This is a genomic window from Vibrio sp. S457-15 (assembly GCF_000960545.1).
GTDB lineage: Bacteria > Pseudomonadota > Gammaproteobacteria > Enterobacterales > Vibrionaceae > Vibrio > Vibrio parahaemolyticus.
Map to the genome: position 1 here is coordinate 28,676 of NZ_JYOQ01000129.1, position 21,278 is coordinate 49,953.

Annotated in this window: 18 protein-coding genes; 14 read left to right on the forward strand and 4 right to left on the reverse strand. The window is 42.9% G+C overall.

All coding sequences use genetic code 11. The features are described 5' to 3' along the window. Positions 1 to 3 precede the first annotated feature (3 nt). The 10 genes from tssE to UF05_RS13885 all read left to right on the forward strand — a co-directional run bounded on the left by tssE (position 4) and on the right by UF05_RS13885 (position 13,849). Positions 4 to 468, forward strand: coding sequence for a type VI secretion system baseplate subunit TssE (gene tssE, locus UF05_RS13840; protein WP_015313304.1), 465 nt, complete (start codon positions 4 to 6; stop codon positions 466 to 468). Beyond that, positions 465 to 2,288: a type VI secretion system baseplate subunit TssF gene (tssF, locus tag UF05_RS13845; RefSeq protein ID WP_045545372.1), complete on the forward strand. Its 1,824-nt coding sequence runs from the start codon at positions 465 to 467 to the stop codon at positions 2,286 to 2,288. Before tssE ends, tssF begins: the two co-directional genes overlap by 4 nt. Further along, positions 2,285 to 3,250: a type VI secretion system baseplate subunit TssG gene (gene tssG, locus UF05_RS13850; protein WP_020842208.1), complete on the forward strand. Its 966-nt coding sequence runs from the start codon at positions 2,285 to 2,287 to the stop codon at positions 3,248 to 3,250. Before tssF ends, tssG begins: the two co-directional genes overlap by 4 nt. A gap of 10 nt (positions 3,251 to 3,260) precedes the next feature. Beyond that, entirely contained in the window at positions 3,261 to 5,828 is a 2,568-nt protein-coding gene (gene tssH / locus UF05_RS13855; RefSeq protein ID WP_045545373.1) for a type VI secretion system ATPase TssH, read from the forward strand. A gap of 205 nt (positions 5,829 to 6,033) precedes the next feature. Beyond that, a complete protein-coding gene (locus UF05_RS13860) occupies positions 6,034 to 6,513 on the forward strand; it encodes an Hcp family type VI secretion system effector (RefSeq protein WP_005375967.1) in 480 nt (159 codons plus the stop codon). Between the two features lie 57 nt (positions 6,514 to 6,570). Then, positions 6,571 to 8,406, forward strand: coding sequence for a type VI secretion system tip protein TssI/VgrG (gene tssI / locus UF05_RS13865; RefSeq protein ID WP_025794077.1), 1,836 nt, complete (start codon positions 6,571 to 6,573; stop codon positions 8,404 to 8,406). A gap of 13 nt (positions 8,407 to 8,419) precedes the next feature. Beyond that, positions 8,420 to 8,710: a PAAR domain-containing protein gene (locus UF05_RS13870; RefSeq protein ID WP_005499010.1), complete on the forward strand. Its 291-nt coding sequence runs from the start codon at positions 8,420 to 8,422 to the stop codon at positions 8,708 to 8,710. Further along, complete coding sequence (locus tag UF05_RS13875; RefSeq protein WP_025794080.1) at positions 8,711 to 9,553, forward strand: hypothetical protein; 843 nt, start codon at positions 8,711 to 8,713, stop codon at positions 9,551 to 9,553. A gap of 96 nt (positions 9,554 to 9,649) precedes the next feature. Continuing rightward, positions 9,650 to 10,783, forward strand: coding sequence for an exonuclease SbcCD subunit D (locus tag UF05_RS13880; RefSeq protein WP_045545374.1), 1,134 nt, complete (start codon positions 9,650 to 9,652; stop codon positions 10,781 to 10,783). 9 nt (positions 10,784 to 10,792) lie between these two features. Further along, positions 10,793 to 13,849 carry an AAA family ATPase gene (locus UF05_RS13885; protein ID WP_045545375.1) on the forward strand — a complete coding sequence of 1,019 codons (3,057 nt, stop codon included), beginning with the start codon at positions 10,793 to 10,795 and terminating at the stop codon, positions 13,847 to 13,849. A gap of 64 nt (positions 13,850 to 13,913) precedes the next feature. On the opposite strand, the gene UF05_RS13890 is transcribed toward UF05_RS13885, so the two are convergent. Then, the gene (locus UF05_RS13890; RefSeq protein WP_005480328.1) at positions 13,914 to 14,294 is read right to left on the reverse strand and encodes a cystatin domain-containing protein; all 381 of its coding nucleotides are present in this window, start codon (positions 14,292 to 14,294) and stop codon (positions 13,914 to 13,916) included. A 409-nt stretch (positions 14,295 to 14,703) separates the two neighbouring features. On the opposite strand from UF05_RS13890, the gene UF05_RS13895 reads away from it, so the two are divergent. The 3 genes from UF05_RS13895 (at position 14,704) to UF05_RS13905 (ending at position 16,363) form a co-directional block, all read left to right on the forward strand. Beyond that, the gene (locus UF05_RS13895) at positions 14,704 to 15,174 is read left to right on the forward strand and encodes a shikimate kinase (protein WP_045545376.1); all 471 of its coding nucleotides are present in this window, start codon (positions 14,704 to 14,706) and stop codon (positions 15,172 to 15,174) included. Positions 15,175 to 15,258: 84 nt separating this feature from the next. Next, positions 15,259 to 15,786 carry a histidine phosphatase family protein gene (locus UF05_RS13900; RefSeq protein ID WP_045545377.1) on the forward strand — a complete coding sequence of 176 codons (528 nt, stop codon included), beginning with the start codon at positions 15,259 to 15,261 and terminating at the stop codon, positions 15,784 to 15,786. A 55-nt stretch (positions 15,787 to 15,841) separates the two neighbouring features. After that, the gene (locus tag UF05_RS13905; RefSeq protein WP_045545378.1) at positions 15,842 to 16,363 is read left to right on the forward strand and encodes a lipocalin family protein; all 522 of its coding nucleotides are present in this window, start codon (positions 15,842 to 15,844) and stop codon (positions 16,361 to 16,363) included. An 18-nt stretch (positions 16,364 to 16,381) separates the two neighbouring features. On the opposite strand, the gene UF05_RS13910 is transcribed toward UF05_RS13905, so the two are convergent. Beyond that, the gene (locus tag UF05_RS13910; RefSeq protein WP_045545379.1) at positions 16,382 to 17,161 is read right to left on the reverse strand and encodes an AraC family transcriptional regulator; all 780 of its coding nucleotides are present in this window, start codon (positions 17,159 to 17,161) and stop codon (positions 16,382 to 16,384) included. A gap of 139 nt (positions 17,162 to 17,300) precedes the next feature. Here UF05_RS13910 and UF05_RS13915 point away from each other — a divergent pair, with 139 nt between their 5' ends. Beyond that, entirely contained in the window at positions 17,301 to 18,425 is a 1,125-nt protein-coding gene (locus UF05_RS13915) for a multidrug effflux MFS transporter (RefSeq protein WP_045545380.1), read from the forward strand. 95 nt (positions 18,426 to 18,520) lie between these two features. On the opposite strand, the gene UF05_RS13920 is transcribed toward UF05_RS13915, so the two are convergent. Then, complete coding sequence (locus UF05_RS13920) at positions 18,521 to 19,516, reverse strand: succinylglutamate desuccinylase/aspartoacylase family protein (RefSeq protein ID WP_025592111.1); 996 nt, start codon at positions 19,514 to 19,516, stop codon at positions 18,521 to 18,523. 100 nt (positions 19,517 to 19,616) lie between these two features. Beyond that, entirely contained in the window at positions 19,617 to 21,149 is a 1,533-nt protein-coding gene (gene yfcC, locus UF05_RS13925; protein ID WP_005463845.1) for a putative basic amino acid antiporter YfcC, read from the reverse strand. Positions 21,150 to 21,278 lie beyond the last annotated feature (129 nt).

Genomic DNA, 21,278 nt, shown 5'->3' on the forward strand with positions numbered 1-21,278 from the left:
ATTATGGCTTTAACGGTTTCACTGCTAGACAAGTTGATTGATAGCGACCCAACTACCAGAGAAGAAAAAGATTTTCCTGTCAGTCAGCAACACATGCTCAATGGTTTGTTAAGAGACTTAGAGTCGATGCTTAATAGTCGTATTGGTTGGAAAAATATTCACGAAGACTTTTTAGAAGTTAGATACTCAATTCTGAACTATGGGTTACCTGATTTTTCATCAATGCCTTATAGCAGCCAAGATGGACAAAGTCAGTTGTGTGACATCGTTTATGAAGCTATTCGGGAGTTTGAACCTCGGTTAAGAAATCCGCACGTTCAAATTTCTGATGAAAAAAATGCGATAGATCGAACCTTACGGTTAGAAATTAGCGCAACTTGTTTGATTGATAATGACATCCACGAGTTGAAATTCAATTCGGAAGTCGAGCCAGTGAACTTAGGAATGAAGTTGAGTCGAGCGAAATGAGTGAAGAGTTTCTAAAATACTACAATCGTGAATTGGCCTATCTGCGACACAAAGGACAAGAGTTTGGCGAGCAATATCCTAAAATTGCGGCTAGGTTACGTATCAGCGAAGAACAAGTTGAAGACCCACATGTTGAACGTCTGTTGGAAGGTTGTGCTTTTTTAACCGCTCGGATAAGACAAAGTCTGGATAACAGTTACCCACAGTTTACGGAATCACTGATGGGACAGTTATATCCGGACTTTCATGCGCCAATTCCTTCGATGTCAGTGATCAAATTGAACTGTTCAGAGTCAACCACTAGTTCATTTGCTATTCCTGTGGGTGAAAGAGTCGAAGTTAGTGCCCCTGGATATCAAGATTGCCAGTTTCGAACCGGTTACCCGACAACAATGTATCCACTCGATATTATCTCTGGTTCATTTGAGAACGCGCCTTTCAAGCCTACTGGCTCTAAGTGGGAGCACAATGCGCACTCTGTACTAAGGTGTCAGCTGAGTGCTCATGATTCAGAGTCCTCTATCAATTCCATGGGTATCGATTGTTTGCGTTTGTACTTAAATGGACAGACGCAATTAACACTCAAGCTATATCAAATGTTATTCCAAAGTTTGATTGGTCTTTCAATCGTATTGGATGGTAAAGAAATCATGCCTCTAACTAAGAGGCATCTTCAATCGGTTGGTTTTGGGGACGAGGAGCAAGTCGTCCCTTACAGTAAGAGAAGTTTTTCGGGATCTCGTTTATTGGTCGAGTACCTTCATTTCCCAGAAAAATTCATGTTCTTTGACTTGATTGAGCTCGGCTTAGATAAGTTAGAGATTCAAGGGCAGGTCGAGATTTGTTTTTACTTCGATACAAGCGATGACTGGCTACCAAAGCAAGTAGACGAGGAAAGTGTCATGGTTGGCTGTGTTCCCATTGTAAATCTGTTCAAATCAACAATGGAACCTAAACGTCTCCTTCCAACAGAGTACGAGTATCAATTATCTCCTCAGTACCAAGATGCAGAGAGTAATGAAGTTGTCTCGATTTCTGATGTGACCTTGAGAAACTGGAACAAAACTTACGAGCACTTACCCTGCTACCATTCAGGAGAGCACACGCACTACATGAGCGCGAGTGAAGTGTATTGGTTAATGAGACGAGAGGATAAAAACTGGGCCGGTGGCTACGATGAGCCTGGTCGAGAGACTTATGTTTCTTTTGTTGATAAGCAATACCAGTTGTTCTGCCCTGAAAGCAGAGATAATTGGCTGATGTATGTGGAAGCTGAGTGTTGCAATCGTAATTTGCCACAAAAAATTCCATTTGGTGGCGGGCTACCAAAGGTTCAGTTACCCAATGTTGATGATAACTTTAAATCAATCAGGTGCTTAACGTCTCTCTCCGAAACGCTTAGACCAGAGATGGATGAAAGCACACGATGGCAGCTTACCAAGCTATTAACATTGAACCATTTTACTGAAGCTGACGGCTTAGCAACGTTAAAACAAACATTGAACTTGTATGCATTTGCAGGCACTGCCGAAACAAAAGCCGTTATAGATGCTCTAGTCAAGCTAGAGTTTGAACATACAACCGGTAGGGTTAGTCAGAAAGGAAAAGTTGGTTTTGCACATGGAGTAAAGCTGGTTCTAACAGTATCCGATCAGATACTGCCAAAAGAGCAGATCTTTTTATTGGGTAGCGTGTTATCTGTTTACTTTGCTCAATATGCGGAGATTAACGTGTTTACGCAGTTAGAGATTAAGTTGAAATCAACCAGCAGCTCCTTTCACGTATGGCCTGCGCTGACAGGTGATAAGGTGTTGTTATGAGCTCAGAGGACTTCTACCGCGAGCTAAAGCAACGTTCTTTGTTTGAAGCTATTCATCTTATTGAGCAAGAGCTTTTGAAAGTTGAATCGCAAATTGGAACAGATGCATTACCCAAAAACGAGAAACTCAACTTAAAGGTCAATGCGTCTTTAGGCTTTGAGAATGCGCAACTCGTTTCTACTAAACCATTAGGTAAAGATAAATTAGCGCTTGAGACAAATTTGATTGGCTTGACGGGGGAGCAGGGTGTACTGCCTCAGCATTACAGTGAGCTTGCATTGCATCGACTGAAAGAAGGCGATCATGCGATGGTGGACTTCTATGACATTTTTAACCATCGGCTTTTATCCCTCTATTATCGAAGTTGGCAATTGAGTCAGTTAACCATACAAGCGCGTGCGCATGCAAAAAATCAGCGCTCCCCATTAATTGATTGCATGTCGTCATTGACTGGCGATGGGAATGATCTTGCACTGCATTATGGCGGCATGTATGCATCTCCAACACGAAGTAAAGGTGCATTGAAGAGCATTTTGGAATGTTTGTCTGGTTGCCAAATTCGTATTCACGAGTTTCAAGGTCAATGGATGCGACTGTCTAAATCTGAACAAACTCGTTTGGCATCGAAAAGTATGCCCGAAGGCCAGTTTGCACAACTCGGTGCTGGTGCGTCACTAGGAAAAAGAGCCTGGAATATCAATGCAAGTACAACAATTGAGTTTCTCCCAAAGGAAAGAAAGCAAGTCAAAAATCTGTTACCCAAGACCAATACATTGAAAACGATAAAACAGGTAGCAGGTGACTTCATTGGCAAACACAAGCACGTTAAATGGCAACTCACGACTAAACATAGTCTATTGCCTCAAGTTCAAATATCTAAGCAACAAGGTCAGTTAGGTGTCGGCTCTGTACTGAAAAAACATGAACGTACGGAAGATCGCAACATAACAATTACGGTTTAAAGGAAACATAATGGCTTCATTATCACTTTCAGCGTTGGTCGAAAGATTGTCTCCGCAAGCGAAGGAAACGCTAGAGCAAGCGGCGGCAATGGCAAGTTCGCGTACACATCATAGTATAGAGTTGACCCACTGGTTGTTGGCGATAGTTCAACATCCATCCGGTATTTATTCAGAAGTGTTTGAAGCTTTTGATATTGATGAAAGAAAAGTCGAAGAACAACTGCAAGCTCAGCTTGAAAAATACAAAACTGGATGCCAAACCGTCCCAGGCCTTTCTGCTCATACTGTAACCATGATGCAGAATGCTTTGATGTGCGCAACGATAGAGTTTCATGAAGAACAAGTGAACTGTATCCACTTACTGTTTGCATATCTTTCTGATGACACGCTAGTGAATATGATGAATGCTATTAGCGCGGAGCTAGACAAAGTCGAACCATCTCGCCTAGTCGTAATGAAAGAGCATGTGGGCGATGGTGGAAACAATACTTCTAAGGCGACGAGCAGCTCGAACTCTGCATTGAATCAGTTCACAACGGATCTTACTGAGCAAGCTAAAGCTGGAAAAATAGATCCTGTTATCGGTCGCGACAATGAAATCCGCTTGATGATCGATATCTTATTGCGTCGCCGCCAAAACAATCCGATCTTAACGGGTGAGGCTGGTGTAGGTAAAACTGCGGTAATTGAGGGGCTGGCGCAAAAAATAGTGGATGGGGATGTTCCTCCGGCTTTACATGATGTTGCCATCAAATCACTCGATCTTGCTTTGCTTCAGGCGGGTGCGGGGATGAAAGGGGAGTTTGAAAACAGACTTAAAAATCTCATTCGAGAAGTTAACGAATCTTCGCAGCCAATCATTCTTTTTATCGATGAAGCTCATGGTCTAATCGGAGGTGGTGGTCAAGCGGGGCAAGGTGATGCTGCTAATATATTGAAACCAGCGTTGGCTCGAGGAGAGTTACGGACCATCGCTGCAACTACTTGGGCTGAATACAAAAAATACTTTGAGAAAGATGCCGCGTTAACGAGGCGCTTCCAGGTTGTGAAAGTAGACGAGCCGACTCCTGAGTTAGCGGTAGATATGCTTAGAGGCTTGGTTAACATCATGGGGCAACATCATGATGTTTATATCACAAGCCAAGCACTGAATGCTGCGGTACAACTTTCTGCTCGCTACATCAACGGACGCCAACTACCAGATAAAGCAGTATCAGTATTAGATACTGCATGTTCGCGTGTTGCATTGAGCCAATCTGCCACTCCGGGCGCGTTGGATAGCAAAAAGAAAAAGCTAAACATCAAAGAAGCGGAGTTGCAACAACTTTCCAAAGAGGCTCTGTTAGGCGTAAGTCACGATGAACAGCTTAATAATATTCGATATGAGATCGATGAGTTATCTAATCAAGTCATAGAATTAGAGGCAATTTGGGAACAAGAAAAGCAGTGGGTTCAAGAAGCTAAGTCCTTGAGAGCTAAGGTGATAGAAGAGAATGCCGACTGTGACAAAGAGCGATTACAGGAAATCGAATCGAACTTAGCGCTCAACGCGCAACCTTTAGTCTTTTCTCATGTGAATGAATCTTTGATTGCTGAGGTAATTTCTGATTGGACAGGTATTCCACTTGGAAAATTGCAAGATGACGAAATTGAAGCGGTTCTTAACCTAAAAGATAGCTTGTGCGAGCGAGTGGTGGGGCAAGATCATGCTCTAGAAATCATGTCCGAAGTGATCAAAACAGCAAGTGCCCAATTGACGGATGAAACTAAACCTAATGGCGTGTTTTTATTAACTGGCCCTAGTGGTGTCGGAAAAACGGAATCCGCTCTTGCTATCGCAGAGAAAGTTTATGGGAGCGAAGACAACGTAACCACCATAAATATGTCGGAATTCAAAGAAGAGCATAAGGTTTCATTGTTGTTAGGCTCTCCACCTGGATATGTCGGATACGGTGAGGGGGGCATTCTAACGGAAGCCGTAAGGCGTAAACCTTACAGTGTGATTCTGTTGGATGAAATGGAAAAAGCGCACCCCGGTGTGCAAGATATTTTCTATCAAGTGTTTGATAAAGGCTCCATTAAAGATGGTGAAGGTCGAGATATCGATTTTAAAAACACCATCATTATCATGACGGCGAATACTGGCACAGAAACCACAATGTCTCTCTATGCAGATCCAGACTTAGCGCCAGAACCGGAAGCTCTAAAAGAAGCGCTTAGAGATGATTTGCTAACAGATTTTAAACCTGCATTTTTGGGGCGGGTTAATGTATTACCTTACTTGCCTCTCGGAAAAGAAGTCCTAACGGAAATAACTAAGTTAAAACTCAACAAAGTATCTAACCGTATCCGAAAACATTATTCGGCAGGGTTGTATTTTGATGAACAACTAATTAATGACATTGTAGACAATAGTAATGAGTCAGGAAGTGGTGCTCGTGTAATTCAAACCACCATTGAAAATAATTTACTTCCTAAAATTTCTCATGAAATATTGAATGCAATTCTTAATGGTAAGACGTTCGATGAAATTAATGTTAGAGGTTCAATTAAAGAACTAGAAGTCTCACTTATTTAACAAGTTTAACTCTGTAAATAATAATTGAGAGTTGCTTCATAATAACTATTATTAGTTATAAATATCGCTTAATTTAAATCTAATTTAAAGATATAAAGGAGCGTATTTAAAATGAAGTTTTTGATACATCAATCATTAATTATCATTATTCAGATAATTTAATTAATACGAAATATGTCAATTAATAATGCTCTAGGAGATTAGCATGCAGTCTAATACGTATCTTAAATACGCAGATATTAAAGGTGAAGCGACAGCGGAACAATATAAGGATTTAATTACACTACTATCTGTAGATTGGAGTGTTGGTCGTGAAATTTCTTCTTACACAGGTACAGCAATGGACCGTGAAGCAAGTGCAACACGCCTATATGATTTAACTATCACTAAACTTCAAGATCGTTCGTCTCCTGATCTATTCAAGGAAGCAACAATCGGTAAAGGTAAACCTGCAGTATTCCACATCACTAAGCAGGGTGAAAAAGTTGAAGAAATCATGAAAATCGAACTGACTGATGCGATGATTTCTAACTACTCAGTATCGATTCAAGATGATCGCCCAGTAGAAACTATCACAATTTCATACACTGAAATGATGATGACAGTGACACCTACTGATGACAAAAACAACACTTCTGCTCCGTTGGTTTACGGCTACAGCGGTGTTAAAGGTCAACAAATGTAATTTATTGTGCGGAGGGGTTATCTCCTCCGCTATTTCAAAAGGAAATATAAGTATCCAATGAAAAAAGCAAGTCAAGACAACAACTTTATCCGTATTTCTTCTCCGTTTGGAAAAGATGCTCTTATTCTCAATTCGTTCGAATATAGAGAAGGGATCTCGGAGCTTTTTTCATTGCGTGCTAAAGCTTATTTTAATGATCAAAAACATGAGCTCAATGAAATCGTGGGTAAAGAAGTAACGATTTCAGTGGAAAATAGTAGTCGTGTTTCTAAAAGTCCGCGTTTTTTCCATGGCATTGTCTCTGCTGCAAAGCTCGAAGGCCAGAGAGTGATGAATTCTCATAATGGAGAAAACTACAAAAATATTGAAATTATTGTTGAACCGAAAGTTAAGTTCGCAGCGTACAGAAATAATTGTAAGATCTTTCAGAAGAAAAATATAAAAGACATTATTTCCGAAGTGCTTTCAGAGCATGGTGTTGCATTTAAATTTGAACTAAAAAATACGTATCCACAATATTCCTACAAAGTTCAGTATGAAGAATCTGATCTTGCTTTTGTTCAGCGCCTCCTAGCCGAAGAAGGGCTCTCTTTTTGCTTTAGTCACTCTAAATCATCCCATGTCCTAGATATTTTTGATGATGTAAGCTTTTACAAACCCAGTCCTGAGTTTATGGTCGATTTCGATACAGGTAGTTCAGAGTCGAGTCACATTTCTGCTTGGAACGAAACACAAGTTTTAACGACTAAAGCAAGCCAGAAGTCTGGCTTCAATATGCTTAAACCAGCCTCACAACCCAAAAACGTAGCTGCTGGTGATACTGCACTGTTTACCGTACCTGCGAGTGAGTATTTTGAGTATCTGGGTGAAACAGAAAGTGACGATCAGTACTCGCTTCGAAACACTCACGCAATTGAATCCCTTCAACAGAACGTTTATCTATGTAGCGGAGAGGCGAGTTGTCGAACCTTTTCTGTGGGTAAATGTTTTAAGTTCAAAAAACACGAAGATAAATCGCGAGTAGGAAAAGAATATGTCTTGGCCTCTGTGACGATTTTTGCTTCTGTGTTTAATCAAACTGGTCTGGGTGGCACCGCTTCTCAAGGTGTTCGTGTTGCGTTTACTTGTGTGGACTCTAAAACCATTTTAAGGCCGGCGGTTACTTACCCTAAACCGCAAATTAAAGGTCTTCAAACAGCCATTGTGACTGGTAATAAAGACGGTGAGGTATACGTTGATAAACATGGCAGAATAAAAGTACAGTTCCATTGGGATCGTTTGGGTAAGTACGATGTAAATAGTTCGTGTTGGATTCGAGTTGCTCAAAGTGTTGCCGGAAATGGATGGGGTGCGGTGTTTCATCCTCGGGTAGGGCAAGAGGTTATCGTAGAGTTTGTGAATGGCGACCCAGATCAACCTATTGTCACGGGTGCGCTGTATAACGGGAGCCAGTTGCCCCCGTATTCTCTTCCAGAGAAAAGTTCTCAAAGCGGTTTTAAGTCCCGCTCAGTTCAAAAAGGAAACGCCAATTTCAACGAGTTACGCTTTGAAGATAAACCTGGCGAAGAACACATTTACCTTCACGCAGAAAAGTTGTTCCAAATGTTAGTCGAAGACTGCGTAGATATTGTGGTTGAGAACAATAAAGTTGAGAAAGTAACCAACGATGTCACTCAAGACGTTGGAAAAAATGCGATGTTAAAAGTGGGAGAGAACTATACCTCTGACACTGGAAAAGTGTTGTCCCTCAATGCAGGGAAAAGTATTGAAATTAAAGTCGGTGGAGCCTCAATTCAAATGTCGAGTTCTGGCGAAATCAACATTAAGGGCAACAAGATTTCTATCAATGGCTCTGTAATCGCATTGAAAGCAGGACAAATCTCTTTGAATTAAGAGGGAACTGAGAATGGGTAAACCAGCAGCAGTGATTGGAAGTTTTCACCTTTGTCCAAAGAAAACAGGCAAGATCCCTCATGTTGGAGGTCCTGTTGTTATGGGTTCTCCAAATGTAAAAATAGGAGGCATCCCTGCCGCGAGAAAAGGTGACAAACTCGTTTGTATCGGGCCGCCTGACAGCATATCTGCGGGGTCTTCTAGCGTTAAGATTAATGGTAAACCGGCTGCTAGATCAGGGGACTCTACATCTCATGGTGGAAAAATTCTCGTCGGTGTACCGACCGTCCTCATCGGGGGATAGATGCGAATTGGTTTTAAGATGCCTTTATGTCTTATTGACGATGAGGAAGTACAAGTCAGCTCTATTCTCGATACTTCATTTAGGTTTTCCGGTGAAAGAACACAAAACGTTAACAATGAAGTTTATGAAGAACGACTTTTTAAGCTCATTGCGTCACATGGGAGAAGCTTAAAACAAGCAGAAGTATCTGGTTGTGTTTGCGTATTGTTGCCCCAACTCAGCGACAAAACGCTACTGAAAAAAATCATGCTTAATATATCATCTGCCTTAGGTGGTCATCCAAGTACAAATATCTACTTGTATCCGTACGGGCAGGCATCCTTTTTGATGGCTCTTGGAAGAATAGAAAGAGAGTTGGTCTCAAGTCGACCAACCTGGGTTTTGGGATTTAATGCCAAAAATGACGACGTGAATGGTTCGCGTAGTTCGGTCGTGGCGGCGAAATGCGAGCCGTGCAAAGGTGGTTTATTCAGCAGAAACGTTTGTGTTGATTTAGATGCCACACAGCAGTCAATTGCAGTAGAGAAGGTCATGAAGCAGTTAGGGCTTAACTGTAAATATCCGGTGAGTGACTTTACTGTATCTGTTGAAGGCGAAGAGCCTATTTGGATGCATCATATTCAGAGCTTCTCACCGTGGATTACCTCCGACACTAGATACCATTTTCTGAATGTGAAGTTAGGTTCGCTTGGAGCCTGTAGCGGTATTCTCAAAGCAGTTTGCCTGTATCAACAACAATTGAACGAGGCGAGTGAACGCTTTCACGCTGTTCAGCTAGACATCGAGCCTTGTGGGTATGTTGTTGGGGCCTTATTTGGTCGAAGTGAGGAGGAAGATTCTTAGAACAATCAACACAAACCACATGAAAAGCTTACGAAGTCACGATATCCTAACGGGATAATAAGATAACGCCATGTTTGTGGCAGAAAGTGAATTCGAATGAAGTTTATCCACACCTCAGATTGGCATCTTGGCCGACAATTTCACAATGTCTCTTTGCTTGAAGATCAGCAGGCAGTTCTTGAGCAACTTATCCAATATATTGAAAACAATCCGGTTGATGCTGTAATCGTTGCCGGAGATGTCTATGATCGCTCCGTTCCACCAACGATTGCTATCGAGTTGCTTAATCGAGTCGTAAAGCGAATCTGTGGTGAGCTCAATACTCCTATGATATTGATTTCAGGCAATCACGATGGCGCAGAGCGTTTGGGTTTTGGTTCTGAGCAAATGAAACGTTCGGGACTGCATATCATCAGCAACTTTGAAGATATGTTAACGCCAGTTGTGATTGAAACGAAAGCCGCTGGTCATGTCGCTTTCTATGGAATGCCATACAATGATCCTGAACAAGTTCGTTATGTATATAAAGAGCCGGTGTCGACACACGATGAAGCTTATAAACTGCTTGCCGAAAAAATTACAGAGCAGTTCCAATCTGAGCATCGAAATATTCTAATCAGTCATTGCTTCGTAGATGGTGCTATTGAATCTGAATCAGAACGACCGCTCTCTATCGGTGGCTCTGATCGAGTTAGCCACGAGCATTTTTTAAACTTCGATTATGTCGCGTTAGGTCATTTGCACCAACCTCAAAAGAAAGGTGAGGAGTACATTCGTTATTCTGGTTCGTTGATGAAGTACAGCTTCGGTGAACAAAATCAAAAGAAAGGCTTCACATTAGTTGAAATCGGCAAAGATGGCTTTATTGGGGCGGAACATATTGAGTTAACTGCGCCTCATGAAATGCGTATCGTTGAAGGCGAATTGGAACAAATTCTAGAGTGGGGCAAAACGGACCCGAAAAATGAAGATTATTTACTGGTGAGATTAATGGATAAACACGCCATTTTGAATCCGATGGAGAAACTTCGTACGGTTTACCCGAATGTTTTGCACCTAGAGAAGCCAGGAATGCTAATTGGTGTTGAGCAAGAAATGGCGCAAGCTAAGCTCGCTCGCAGTGAAATTGACATGTTCAAAGATTTCTTTGCTGAAGCGCAGGATAGTGAATTATCCAATGAGCAAGAGCAAGCAATCAGCGACATCATTAAGCAACTTTCACAGCAGTAAGGGCCAAATATGAAACCAATCAAACTCACGATGCAAGCCTTTGGTCCGTTTGCGAAAACAGAAACTATTGATTTTGAAAAGCTTGGAAGTAATGCTTTATTTTTAATTAATGGACCTACTGGTTCAGGTAAAACCTCGATCTTAGACGCGATTTGCTTTGCGCTATATGGCGAAACCACTAGCAATGAACGTCAAGGGATCCAAATGCGCTGTGATTTAGCATCGCCACAGCTGCTAACCGAAGTAACTCTAGATTTCTCTTTGCATGGCAAAGTTTACCGAGTGACTCGCGCGCCGGAGCAAGAAGCTCCGAAAGCCCGTGGTGAGGGCTTGACCGTTCGCAAACACACGGCGTCATTGTATGAATTGGGTGAGACAGAAAAACTCATCACCAGCAAAACGACCCAAGTTAAAACTGAGATCACTAATATTATTGGTTTGAACGAAACTCAGTTCCGTCAGGTTATGGTATTGCCTCAAGGTAAATTTCGCGAGCTGTTATTAGCAACGTCTAAAGAGCGTGAAGAGATCTTTGGCCAGTTGTTCGAAACGGATATCTATAAAAAGATTGAATACGCCTTAAAAGACAAAGCAAGCTCGATAAGCAAAGCAAAAGATGAGTTTGATAACCAAATTCGTGGCGCGCTTCAAGTTGCGGGAGTGACATCAGAAGCGGAATTAACAGAACAACGTGAAACGCTGTCTGTCCAATTCGCGTCAGCGCAAAAGCGAGAGCAGGAATCGCTTGCTCAGTTAAATGCCGTGAAAACAGAAATTCAGAAAGCTGAAACGTTAAGCAATGAATTTAAAAAGCGTGAACAAGCAGAAGCCGCGCTCCACCTGCACTTGCAACAAACTGAAACCATTTCGGCTCACCAACTGCAGTTAGATAATGCGAAAAAGGCGAGTAGGATTGAACTGCCTTATATCAAGCTGCAAAATGCCGCCCAGCAAGTTCAAGATTTAAACCAAAAGGTTGCCGTTCTTTCTCAAGATCTAAAAGCCGCTGACGACGTTTTAAAAACGAAGGAACAAGCCTTCCAACAGGCGAAAGAACAAGCGAATCGTGTTCCTAGGCTGACAGAGCAGCAATACCAACTTGAAAGCATGAAAGGCAAGTTGGTCGAGAAGGTTGAGCTGGATAGCGCCATCGCTGCAGGACTACAGCAGAAATCAGAATTTGAAGAAACGCTAAAAAAATACATAGTGTTTAGGGAAAAACTGACGCAAGACGCCCTGCAAGCGCAAAAAGTGTTGGAGCAAGCTCGCATTGATGTCGCAAGTATTGGTAGTGTGGATGCAGAGATCAAACAGCAGCAGCGTTTGATGTCGGATCTTCAAAAGTTAGGTAACTTAAATCAAGAGCTTTCAAAGCTAGATGTATTGACGTCAAGTAAACAAGCCTCGGTAACTCAAGCCAAGTCTTATTATGAAAACCTTCAACGTGAAGCGGATGCGTTAGAGCTCAGTTGGCATAATGCGCAAGCAGCAGTTCTTGCTCTTCGTTTACAAACTGGAGAGCAGTGTCCCGTTTGTGGTAGTACCGAACATCCCCAACCTGCTCAATTTGTTGGTGATGAAGTCACAAAAGAGCAAGTTCAACAGGCTCGTCATAAGGAGCGTGAGGCTCAAATCACGCTGAACCAATTGAGCAACCAGTTGGAACAACACAATATTGCGATTGCTCAATACACACAGCAAATTGAGCAAATGGTTTCGGAGTTGGGGCAGAACGCGAACCTAGAGCTGCAAGCATTACAGGCATCAATTCATCAACTCAATGAACGATTACAGCATTTGAACGCAATGAATATTGCTCAGCTTGAGCAAAGCGTGAACGAGTTGAATCAACGTTGTTTGGTTGGCGAAGGTAAGATCAACGATTTGCAAAACCAGATGGCTGCAAATGAATCGACGATTAAAGCAAATCGGCAGCAGTTAGCGAAATTGACTGCGTCATTAGGTGATAAATACACATCACTAGAGCAACTAGAAAACGACTTGACTCAGATACACAAGCAAATTGTGGAGCTGAATAACGGCCTAGAATCTGCGCAAGTGCAGTTACAAAAAGCTGTGCTGGCGAAATCAAATGTCGATAGTCGGTTGACGACTCACCAACAGTGGCTGTTGGAAGCGAATAGTAGACTTGAAGATGCTAAAACCGAATGGGAAAGTGCACTAAAAACGAGTGCGTTTGCTGATGAAGCGCACTTCTTACAGAGTAAAGTGAGTGAACAACAAACTCAAACTTGGCAACAAGAAATAGATAACTTTAAGCAGACACAAATTCAGTTAGAACAAACTCTTGCGGATTTAAATCAAGCTTTGAAGGCGGTCGATAAGCCTAATTTAGAAGCGCTTAACGTCAGTTTAAGCACTGCTCAAAATTCGTATCTAGAAATTAGAAATCAGCTGGATAGCACGCGTTCACTGTTTGAGGGCTTGGAAAAAGTTCGCAATGAAATTTCGAATCTGCACGATAAAAACCGTAAATTAGAGGAAGAGTACAAAGTTTTCGGTACGCTTTATGATGTCGCCAGTGGTAAAACGGGCAGCCGTATCAGTTTACACCGATTTGTGTTGGGGGTTTTATTGGATGATGTGTTGATTCAAGCTTCTCAACGACTGAGTTTGATGAGCAAGGGTCGATATATTCTAGCGCGTAAAACAGAGGGTTTTAAAGGTGCTGCAGGGCGAGGACTTGATCTCGTGGTGGAAGACGGTTACACCGGAAAAATGCGTGATGTTGCAACGTTGTCGGGGGGAGAATCCTTCATGGCAGCTTTAGCTTTGGCATTAGGCTTGTCTGATGTCGTGCAATCTTACAGCGGTGGAATTCGTTTAGATACGTTATTCATCGACGAAGGCTTTGGTAGCTTGGACCCTGAATCTCTCGATCTGGCGATTCAAACATTGGTCGACTTGCAGCAAACGGGCCGCATGATTGGCGTAATTTCACACGTGTCTGAACTCAAAGAGCAGATGGCGTTGCGAATCGATGTTGAACCGTCTAGGTTTGGTTCTACCGTTTCGGTTAAATCTCAGATGCTATTATCTAAATAAAAATCAAATAGTTAAATGAAAACAAAAAAGCCCCTTTATGGGGCTTTTTTATCGACTCTGACACTTATTGTTCGCAGAAGTGACCTTCTTTTGGCGATTGAGTAATCGCGTACTCTCCGTCGAGATTACGATACACAATAGTGTTCCAAATCGAGCCATCATCCATTTCAAATTCAATTGCGTAGTTCACACCGCTCACTATTTGTGCATGAACTGTCAGAATTTGTTTGAATGACGAAAGGGTATCCATTTGTTTCAGGACAAAGGCCATCGCCTTTTGTGCATCAGGGGTAGCATCAAATTCGTTCCACCCACCTGGCATGTTTCCCTGTGTATTACATACATCTGCCGAGGCTGTTACATGTGTCGTCTCTTCTTGATTTTTTGGTTGGCAACCAACAAGCAACCCCAAAATTGCACAAGTCGACACTGTTTTTAACATCATAACTATCACCTCTATTCATATCGGGTGGTATTATAGCGGTGATGAAATCACGCCATTGTCTATGTTGTGCAAACTTTTGATATGCACAAAGTTAATTCGATGAGTAATTGGAGCGAGTTTACATAGAAAATAAGCACGATAAATCAAAAATTCTGTTCTTGATAAATCAGTTTACAGTGTAAAAACTCGTGATGTTGTTGCCTACGAAGACTCAATTTACTCGAGAGTTGGGGCAGCGTTAAGCGCTATAAATCAAATTTAATATGAGTTATGGTTCACATGATTGACGTTGAAACTTCTTATCAATCATACAAAACACTACTATCACCGACCTGTAAAAATAAGCTGTAGTTTTGACTAATTGCAGCGTTCTTCGTCAGTTTGTTGCCAGCGCCATGGAGGGCGTTATATGAAAAGGATAAATGTCATTGGTAGTAGCGGCAGTGGTAAGTCTACTTTCGCAAAAGCCTTAGCTCAGAAGCTCGACGTTACACATATCGAAATGGACAAATTGTTTTGGAAAGCGGGCTGGCAAGAAAGCACCGACCATGAGTTTTTCAGCAACTTAAAAACGGCCCTCACGCAAAGCGAATGGGTTTTGGATGGAAACTATTCTCGAACTGAAAGCATAAAGTGGCAAGATGTCGACATGATCATTTGGTTGGACTATTCAAGAACGGTGACGTTTTACCGAGCGATCAAACGTGCACTCACTCGTATTTACACAGAGCAAGAGCTGTGGGAAGGGACTGGTAACAGAGAAAGTCTGTATCGACTGTTTACAAAAGACTCCATCGTATTATGGTCTATTAAAAACTACGCCAAACGACGACAAAAATATCTTCAACTGAAACGTGAATTGAGCGGCTCACCCATTTAATTTGTTCATTTGACTAACCCGAAAAAAGCACAAGCTTATCTCGAAAAACTATAAAATAAGTAAAAGCTAAGAGAAAACAAATAGATGGACATTATTTTTGTGCGACATGGCGTGCCAGATTTTTCATTAGCTGATGAAAGATGCATGACGCAGTTAGAGAAAGATTACGCGCCATTAGATCGAGCGTATTTATCGGAACTTCATCAAAAGTTTACCAACGCCGTATTCGATGATGCGCAGGCTATTATTTGTTCACCATATACGAGAGCGCTCCAAACGGCGGAGATCCTTAACCGTCGTCATGGATTTGAATTGTTTGTCGAACACGATCTGAGAGAGTGGCGGGCGGATACTGCTGGTGGTTATATTTCGTTGGCCGAGCGAGACCGGCGTTGGCACGAATATCGCAAGTTGCTAAAACTAAGGCTGCCGATGAGCGACGAGCGCTATGAGCATGTGACAGTGTTAAAAGAACGAACGATGGCGGTTTTGGAAAGATACAGACAATATGACAAAGTTATTGTCGTCAGTCATTTCAATGTTTTTGAAGCTTTGCAAGGTTATCAGGAACAAGGGTTGGCTTGCGGAGATTCTAAAATCTTTCGTCTGTGATCGATTTTCAATCTTATAGAGTAAAATCAATGAGTAATCGCTATTGGAGTTAAAAATGAAATCTATAAAAGCATGGATGTTGTTATGTTTGATCGCGATGTTTGGTTGTACGTCAAAACCAGATGATGTTGAGCCTGTAAACAATTTTGCACTCCAACCCTACCTCGGTAAATGGTATGAAATCGCTCGACTGGATCATTCCTTTGAACGCGGCCTCTCTAACGTTACGGCTGAATACGAATTGCGTGAAGACGGTGGTGTCACGGTTATCAACCGTGGTTATTCGCAAGAAGATAAAAAGTGGACACAAGCCGAAGGCAAAGCGTATTTCTTTGGAGATGAAAACATCGGCCATCTTAAAGTTTCATTTTTTGGCCCGTTCTATTCTTCGTACATTGTGTTCGAGCTAGGAGAAAACTATGAGTACGCCTTTATTTCAGGTTTTAACCATGATTACTTGTGGCTACTTTCTCGGAAACCAAATGTCGATAAGGCGACGGTGGAGCGATTTAAGCGAGTCGCCAAAGAGAAAGGCTTTGTGCTAGATGAGTTGATCCTGGTCGATCAAAAACAGTAAATTGTCCAACTGCTGACCTTACAGTAAGGTTCGATGCTTCATAAAGCTCAGTGGTGTTTGTCCCGTTTGTTTTTTAAAGAACGCAATGAATGCACTGTCTGATGAAAACTCTAAGCAATGGGCAACATCACTGACTTGCTTCTCCTCACACAACAGCTCTATTGCCTTTAACAATCGCCATTGCTGGCGCCAATCTTGATAAGACATGCCTGTTTCGGACTTAAACAGTCTTGTAATTGTCTTACTGCTTGCCCCGATTGTTTTCGATAAATGGTTGAGATCAGGAGCAATGAATCCGTCTTTTGTCATCGCGTTTCGAAATGAAGACAAACGACGATCCGATGGCAATGGTAAAGTGAGCTCGAATTGCTTCGCTTGATAAAATTCTTCCCAAAACAATATGGTTGTCGCATTCGTTTTGGTTTGTTCTATGTCCCACTCCCACAAAGCCATTTTATTGATCAGTGCTTTTAGGAGATCGTTAACTTCAATCATTACGATGCTTTTCGGGCAAGAAAATTTGTCACAATCGAAATAAACAGAACGATACGCCACAACATTCGTCATTACGGCGCGATGTGGAGTCTTAGGTGGGATCCACACTGCTTTGGTTGGCGGCACAATACAAATGGAATCATTTAGGGCAAACGTCATGCATCCTTGTGGCGCGTAAAGTAACTGACCTTTATGGTGCTGATGCATCCCTGAGTCGTGTTTACCAACATCTGCAGCAATGCCGACCACGTTGGCTGTGAGCTTGTCTGCATCAAACTGAGTGTTTTCTTCAATAAGTGCCATTTGTCCGAATTTTGATGTTTTTGGTCTTAATTATGTTAATGGGTAAAGCATAACGCCTTCTATACTGCGCGCCAAGTTAAGTTTGTTACCCACTTAAGCTTCTGAATTGATCAGGTCGAAGTGGGATAGAGAGGCAAAAATGAAAACGAAACCTTCTATTGGATTAATGGTTGTGATGCTGATGTTTCCGCAAATTGTAGAGACGATTTACAGTCCTGCACTTGGTGATATTGCACAGTCATTCTCAGTCACCTATACGCAAGCAGCGCAAACCCTATCGATCTACTTTACAGCATTTGCAATCGGAGTCGTGGTTTGGGGGCTATTAGCAGATAAATGGGGAAGACGTCCAACCATGCTAGTTGGCTTGCTCGTTTATGGGCTTTCTGCATTGGTTGCGATGCAAACTGACCGCTTTGATGTGGTCATGTTGGCTCGAGCGTTGAGCGCCTTTGGTATCGCAGTTGGCTCGGTGGTGACGCAAACCATGTTGCGGGACAGTTTTTCTGGCGAAGAGTTGGGTAAAGTATTCGGCGTAATGGGAATAGGAATTTCTGTCAGTCCGGTGATTGGCATGTTGCTCGGCGGTCAGTTAATCGCATTGGGCGGCTATCAAACCGTCTTTTTTACACTGTTTGTCATGGCATTAGGCTTGTTTGTTTACAACGCTTTCAAACTGCCAGAGACACAAATTCAGAAACAGCCTTTGAATATGGGTTCACTTCTGGGGCGAATGCTGAGAGATGCGCAAATCTGGCAATCGACGTTATTAGTTGCGCTCTACAATATCGCATTGTTTTCTTACTACCAATTAGGTGCTTTCACATTTGAGGCGTTAGGTTTTAGCTCATCGGAGTTTGGATACAGTGGCGTTGTACTTGGCTTAGGTACATTTGTCGGCAGCTTGTTGAATAAATTTTTGTTGGGTAAAGGACGAACGCAAACATCTTTGTTGTGGATCGCATCGATACTGTTGTTGGCTGGTGGGTTTGGTGTCTTTTGGGTTCAAACATCTATTTGGTTTTTAGTTCCAATGCTATTGGTCGTGATGGCGTTTGGCATTGCGATACCGAATGTACTAAGCGCTGCTTTGGTGGATTATAAACAGCAAGCGGGCAGTGCAGGCGCAGTATTTGGGCTGATGTACTACTTACTGATTGGGTCGGGGCTTGGATTGGCAGGAATAATTCAAAACCTAGGTGTAGTGCAGATAAGTTGTGCAGTAACCGTATCGTTAGTGACAATGTCACGAATGAAGAAATAGATTCTATACATAAAAAGCCCCGCTAAATGAGCGGGGCTTTTTGTTGCAAATTGACCTATACGAAAAAAGTGCTTTCAAATAGCGAACAACTAGGGCTATTTGATTAGGCGTACAACCAATGAACCAGGAGCCCTGATCGACTCAATGTTGTGACTTAATACCGTGCCACTAGTTGGTGCCATGTAGCGCTGAATTTCGTCACCAAAGCTATCGTATTGAATCGCAAGCAATTGACCTTGTTCAACGGTATCCATCATTTTCACTTGTGGTAGAACGAAGCCACCAAACTCGGCTCGAATACTGATGATCTCGTTACCTTCAAGGCAAGGGATGACTGGCGAAGCTTCACCAGAAATCACTTCGTGGCGCTTTAGCACGTTAAAAATCCCCGCAACCGTACGATCAATCAGCGCTTGCTCAGTGTAACGCCCCATGCCCACTTCGATAGTAATGCTTGGAATGCCGCTGTTGTTCCACACGGTTTCTAAAACACCTGCGTCCCCCGGATCGTTTAAGATAGCGTCTGGGTTAATTGAGCGAGCCATTTCCAACGATTGTTCGATACGGAAATCGGCAAACACATACAATGGGTAAGCGGCACCACTGGTTTGGGTGTGCAGATCAATCGCAAGCTCTGCATTTGGCTTAAGCAGATTGTTCCATAATGCAAACAGGTAGCGATTGGCCTCATTGCCGTTTGCGTCGCCTGGGAAAAAGCGGTTTAGGTTTGCTGGTGAGGCATCAGGATCAGCGGAGCAAAAATCGCGGCTGTGGTTCAACATACCCGTTAAGTTGATGGTTGGAACAACAGTGACAGTGCCCGCCAGTTCTTTGCCGATCAGCTCTCGAGCTGTTTTTTGCGCGGCAAGAACGCCGTTGTATTCATCGCCATGAACACCGGCAGTGATCATAATCTTCTTGCCCGGCTTGTCGCCTTTGAATACCAATACTGGTAGGTGTTGCCACTGAGATAGGGCATTGGTTGCAATGCGGAACCAGAATTTATGCTCGCCAGCAGGCAAGTCAGTTACGTCGAGAGATTGAATGACTTGATGACCTTGAATTACGTCATCCAGAAATTGTGTTGCCATTAAAGTTGTCACTCCAAAACATCGTTTTGATGCTTATTTGCCATTTGGCTTGAATCAAAAAAGGCGAGAACTTGTCTCGCCTTCTTATCTGTTAATCAGTTTACGCAAAACCCATCACGTGAGCTGCGACGACGACAATGCTCGATAGGGTAAAGAGTAATAGCATAAAGCGCCAGCAGAATTTCGCCCAGTCACCCCAGTCGATACGACACACGCCAAGTGTTGCCATTAGGGACGCAGAAGTAGGGACGATCACGTTAGTGAAACCATCACCCAGTTGGAATGCCAGAACCGCTACCTGACGCGTTACGCCAGCGATGTCTGCAAGAGGAGACAGCAGAGGCATCGTAAGTGCTGCTTGGCCAGAACCCGAGGTCACGAAGAAGTTGAAGATGGATTGGAACACATACATCAACCAAGCTGCGGCGACATCAGGAAGGCCGCTGATCACACCGCCTGCGCTGTTCAAAATCGAGTTCAGTACGCTTGCTTCATCGGTAGTACCACCCCCCAGAATAAGCAATACACCTTTCGCACAGCCAACCAAAAGAGCAGGAGCTAGCATGATTGCTGCGCCTTCTTTGAATGCGTCCGCCGCACAGTTAAGGGTCATGCCGTTTAGGCGGAAGATCGTACCGATGATGGCAACCACAAAGCCCATTGTGAAGAACTGAGAAGCGATTTCTGGGATGTACCATGCTTTAGCTACTACGCCCCAAACCACCCAAATCGTCGTTGCGATAACCGTTAGAATAACGAGCGTGTCTCCGAAGTTCCAACGAGAGTCGTGACTACCTAGTTCTTGCTGACGGAAGTATTTATCCGTACGGCGGCTGTAAGAGTACTCAGGATTTGCTTTGATGCGAGACGCATAAACCATCGTAAAGGCGATACCGATGAGTGTAAAACCAACCCAAAGTGCCATACGAACCGTCATGCCTGATAGTACAGGAATACCAGCAATACCTTGTGCAATCGCAACCGAGAATGGGTTCATCCAAGATGTCGCAAAACCAATCTGAGTCGCAACGTAAGTCACCATTACGGTCGTAATGCCGTCATAACCTAGGCGAACCATCAATGGAGCGATGATGATGGCGAACGCCACCGCCTCTTCACCCATCCCAAAGACAGCGCCGCCCAAAGAGAACAGCAAGAACAGAACAGGAATGAAGAGCGCTTCATTACCTTTGGTTTTGTCGATCAGACGAAGGATACCGTTGTCGATAGTGCCCGTGCGCATCACGACACCAAAAGCGCCGCCGATCACAAGCATAAACATGATAACGCCGATTGCGCTGCCCCATTTTGAACCTGAAACCAGACCTTCAAATGGGAAGTTCATCAAGCCGATACCGCCGCCAGAAGCGAAGAGACCCACTTTGTTGTAAACCAGCTCGCCGTTTTCGTCGGTTGCGTACGAGAAAGAAGACGGATCAATAACAGTACGTGTTTTTTCCGCACCATCTACCACGTAAGACACCTGTTGGCTATCAAAGTGACCAGCAGGAATTAGATAGGTAAGAATCGCAGCAAAGATACCAACAAAAAAGATTAAAATGAGAGTGTCAGGCATCTGCCATGATTGCTTTGTTGCAGCCGATTCCGATGGCTGCGCATGTGTGTGAGACATAACTTACTTCACGTCGAATCAAACAAAGCATGAAATATCGATAAAGTAGAATAAAAAGTCAATATTAATGCCTGTAGTGAACTATAAATTCATCAAATATTTGATCTAAAGTGTGTTTGATTGATTTGT

Excerpts from the sequence above, each read along its gene's own strand:
- tssE (WP_015313304.1), top strand. The coding sequence starts at position 4 with ATGGCTTTAACGGTTTCACTGCTAGACAAGTTGATTGATAGCGACCCA.
- tssF (WP_045545372.1), top strand. The coding sequence starts at position 465 with ATGAGTGAAGAGTTTCTAAAATACTACAATCGTGAATTGGCCTATCTG.
- tssG (WP_020842208.1), top strand. The coding sequence starts at position 2,285 with ATGAGCTCAGAGGACTTCTACCGCGAGCTAAAGCAACGTTCTTTGTTT.
- tssH (WP_045545373.1), top strand. The coding sequence starts at position 3,261 with ATGGCTTCATTATCACTTTCAGCGTTGGTCGAAAGATTGTCTCCGCAA.
- UF05_RS13860 (WP_005375967.1), top strand. The coding sequence starts at position 6,034 with ATGCAGTCTAATACGTATCTTAAATACGCAGATATTAAAGGTGAAGCG.
- tssI (WP_025794077.1), top strand. The coding sequence starts at position 6,571 with ATGAAAAAAGCAAGTCAAGACAACAACTTTATCCGTATTTCTTCTCCG.
- UF05_RS13870 (WP_005499010.1), top strand. The coding sequence starts at position 8,420 with ATGGGTAAACCAGCAGCAGTGATTGGAAGTTTTCACCTTTGTCCAAAG.
- UF05_RS13875 (WP_025794080.1), top strand. The coding sequence starts at position 8,711 with ATGCGAATTGGTTTTAAGATGCCTTTATGTCTTATTGACGATGAGGAA.
- UF05_RS13880 (WP_045545374.1), top strand. The coding sequence starts at position 9,650 with ATGAAGTTTATCCACACCTCAGATTGGCATCTTGGCCGACAATTTCAC.
- UF05_RS13885 (WP_045545375.1), top strand. The coding sequence starts at position 10,793 with ATGAAACCAATCAAACTCACGATGCAAGCCTTTGGTCCGTTTGCGAAA.
- UF05_RS13890 (WP_005480328.1), bottom strand. The coding sequence starts at position 14,294 with ATGATGTTAAAAACAGTGTCGACTTGTGCAATTTTGGGGTTGCTTGTT.
- UF05_RS13895 (WP_045545376.1), top strand. The coding sequence starts at position 14,704 with ATGAAAAGGATAAATGTCATTGGTAGTAGCGGCAGTGGTAAGTCTACT.
- UF05_RS13900 (WP_045545377.1), top strand. The coding sequence starts at position 15,259 with ATGGACATTATTTTTGTGCGACATGGCGTGCCAGATTTTTCATTAGCT.
- UF05_RS13905 (WP_045545378.1), top strand. The coding sequence starts at position 15,842 with ATGAAATCTATAAAAGCATGGATGTTGTTATGTTTGATCGCGATGTTT.
- UF05_RS13910 (WP_045545379.1), bottom strand. The coding sequence starts at position 17,161 with ATGGCACTTATTGAAGAAAACACTCAGTTTGATGCAGACAAGCTCACA.
- UF05_RS13915 (WP_045545380.1), top strand. The coding sequence starts at position 17,301 with ATGAAAACGAAACCTTCTATTGGATTAATGGTTGTGATGCTGATGTTT.
- UF05_RS13920 (WP_025592111.1), bottom strand. The coding sequence starts at position 19,516 with ATGGCAACACAATTTCTGGATGACGTAATTCAAGGTCATCAAGTCATT.
- yfcC (WP_005463845.1), bottom strand. The coding sequence starts at position 21,149 with ATGTCTCACACACATGCGCAGCCATCGGAATCGGCTGCAACAAAGCAA.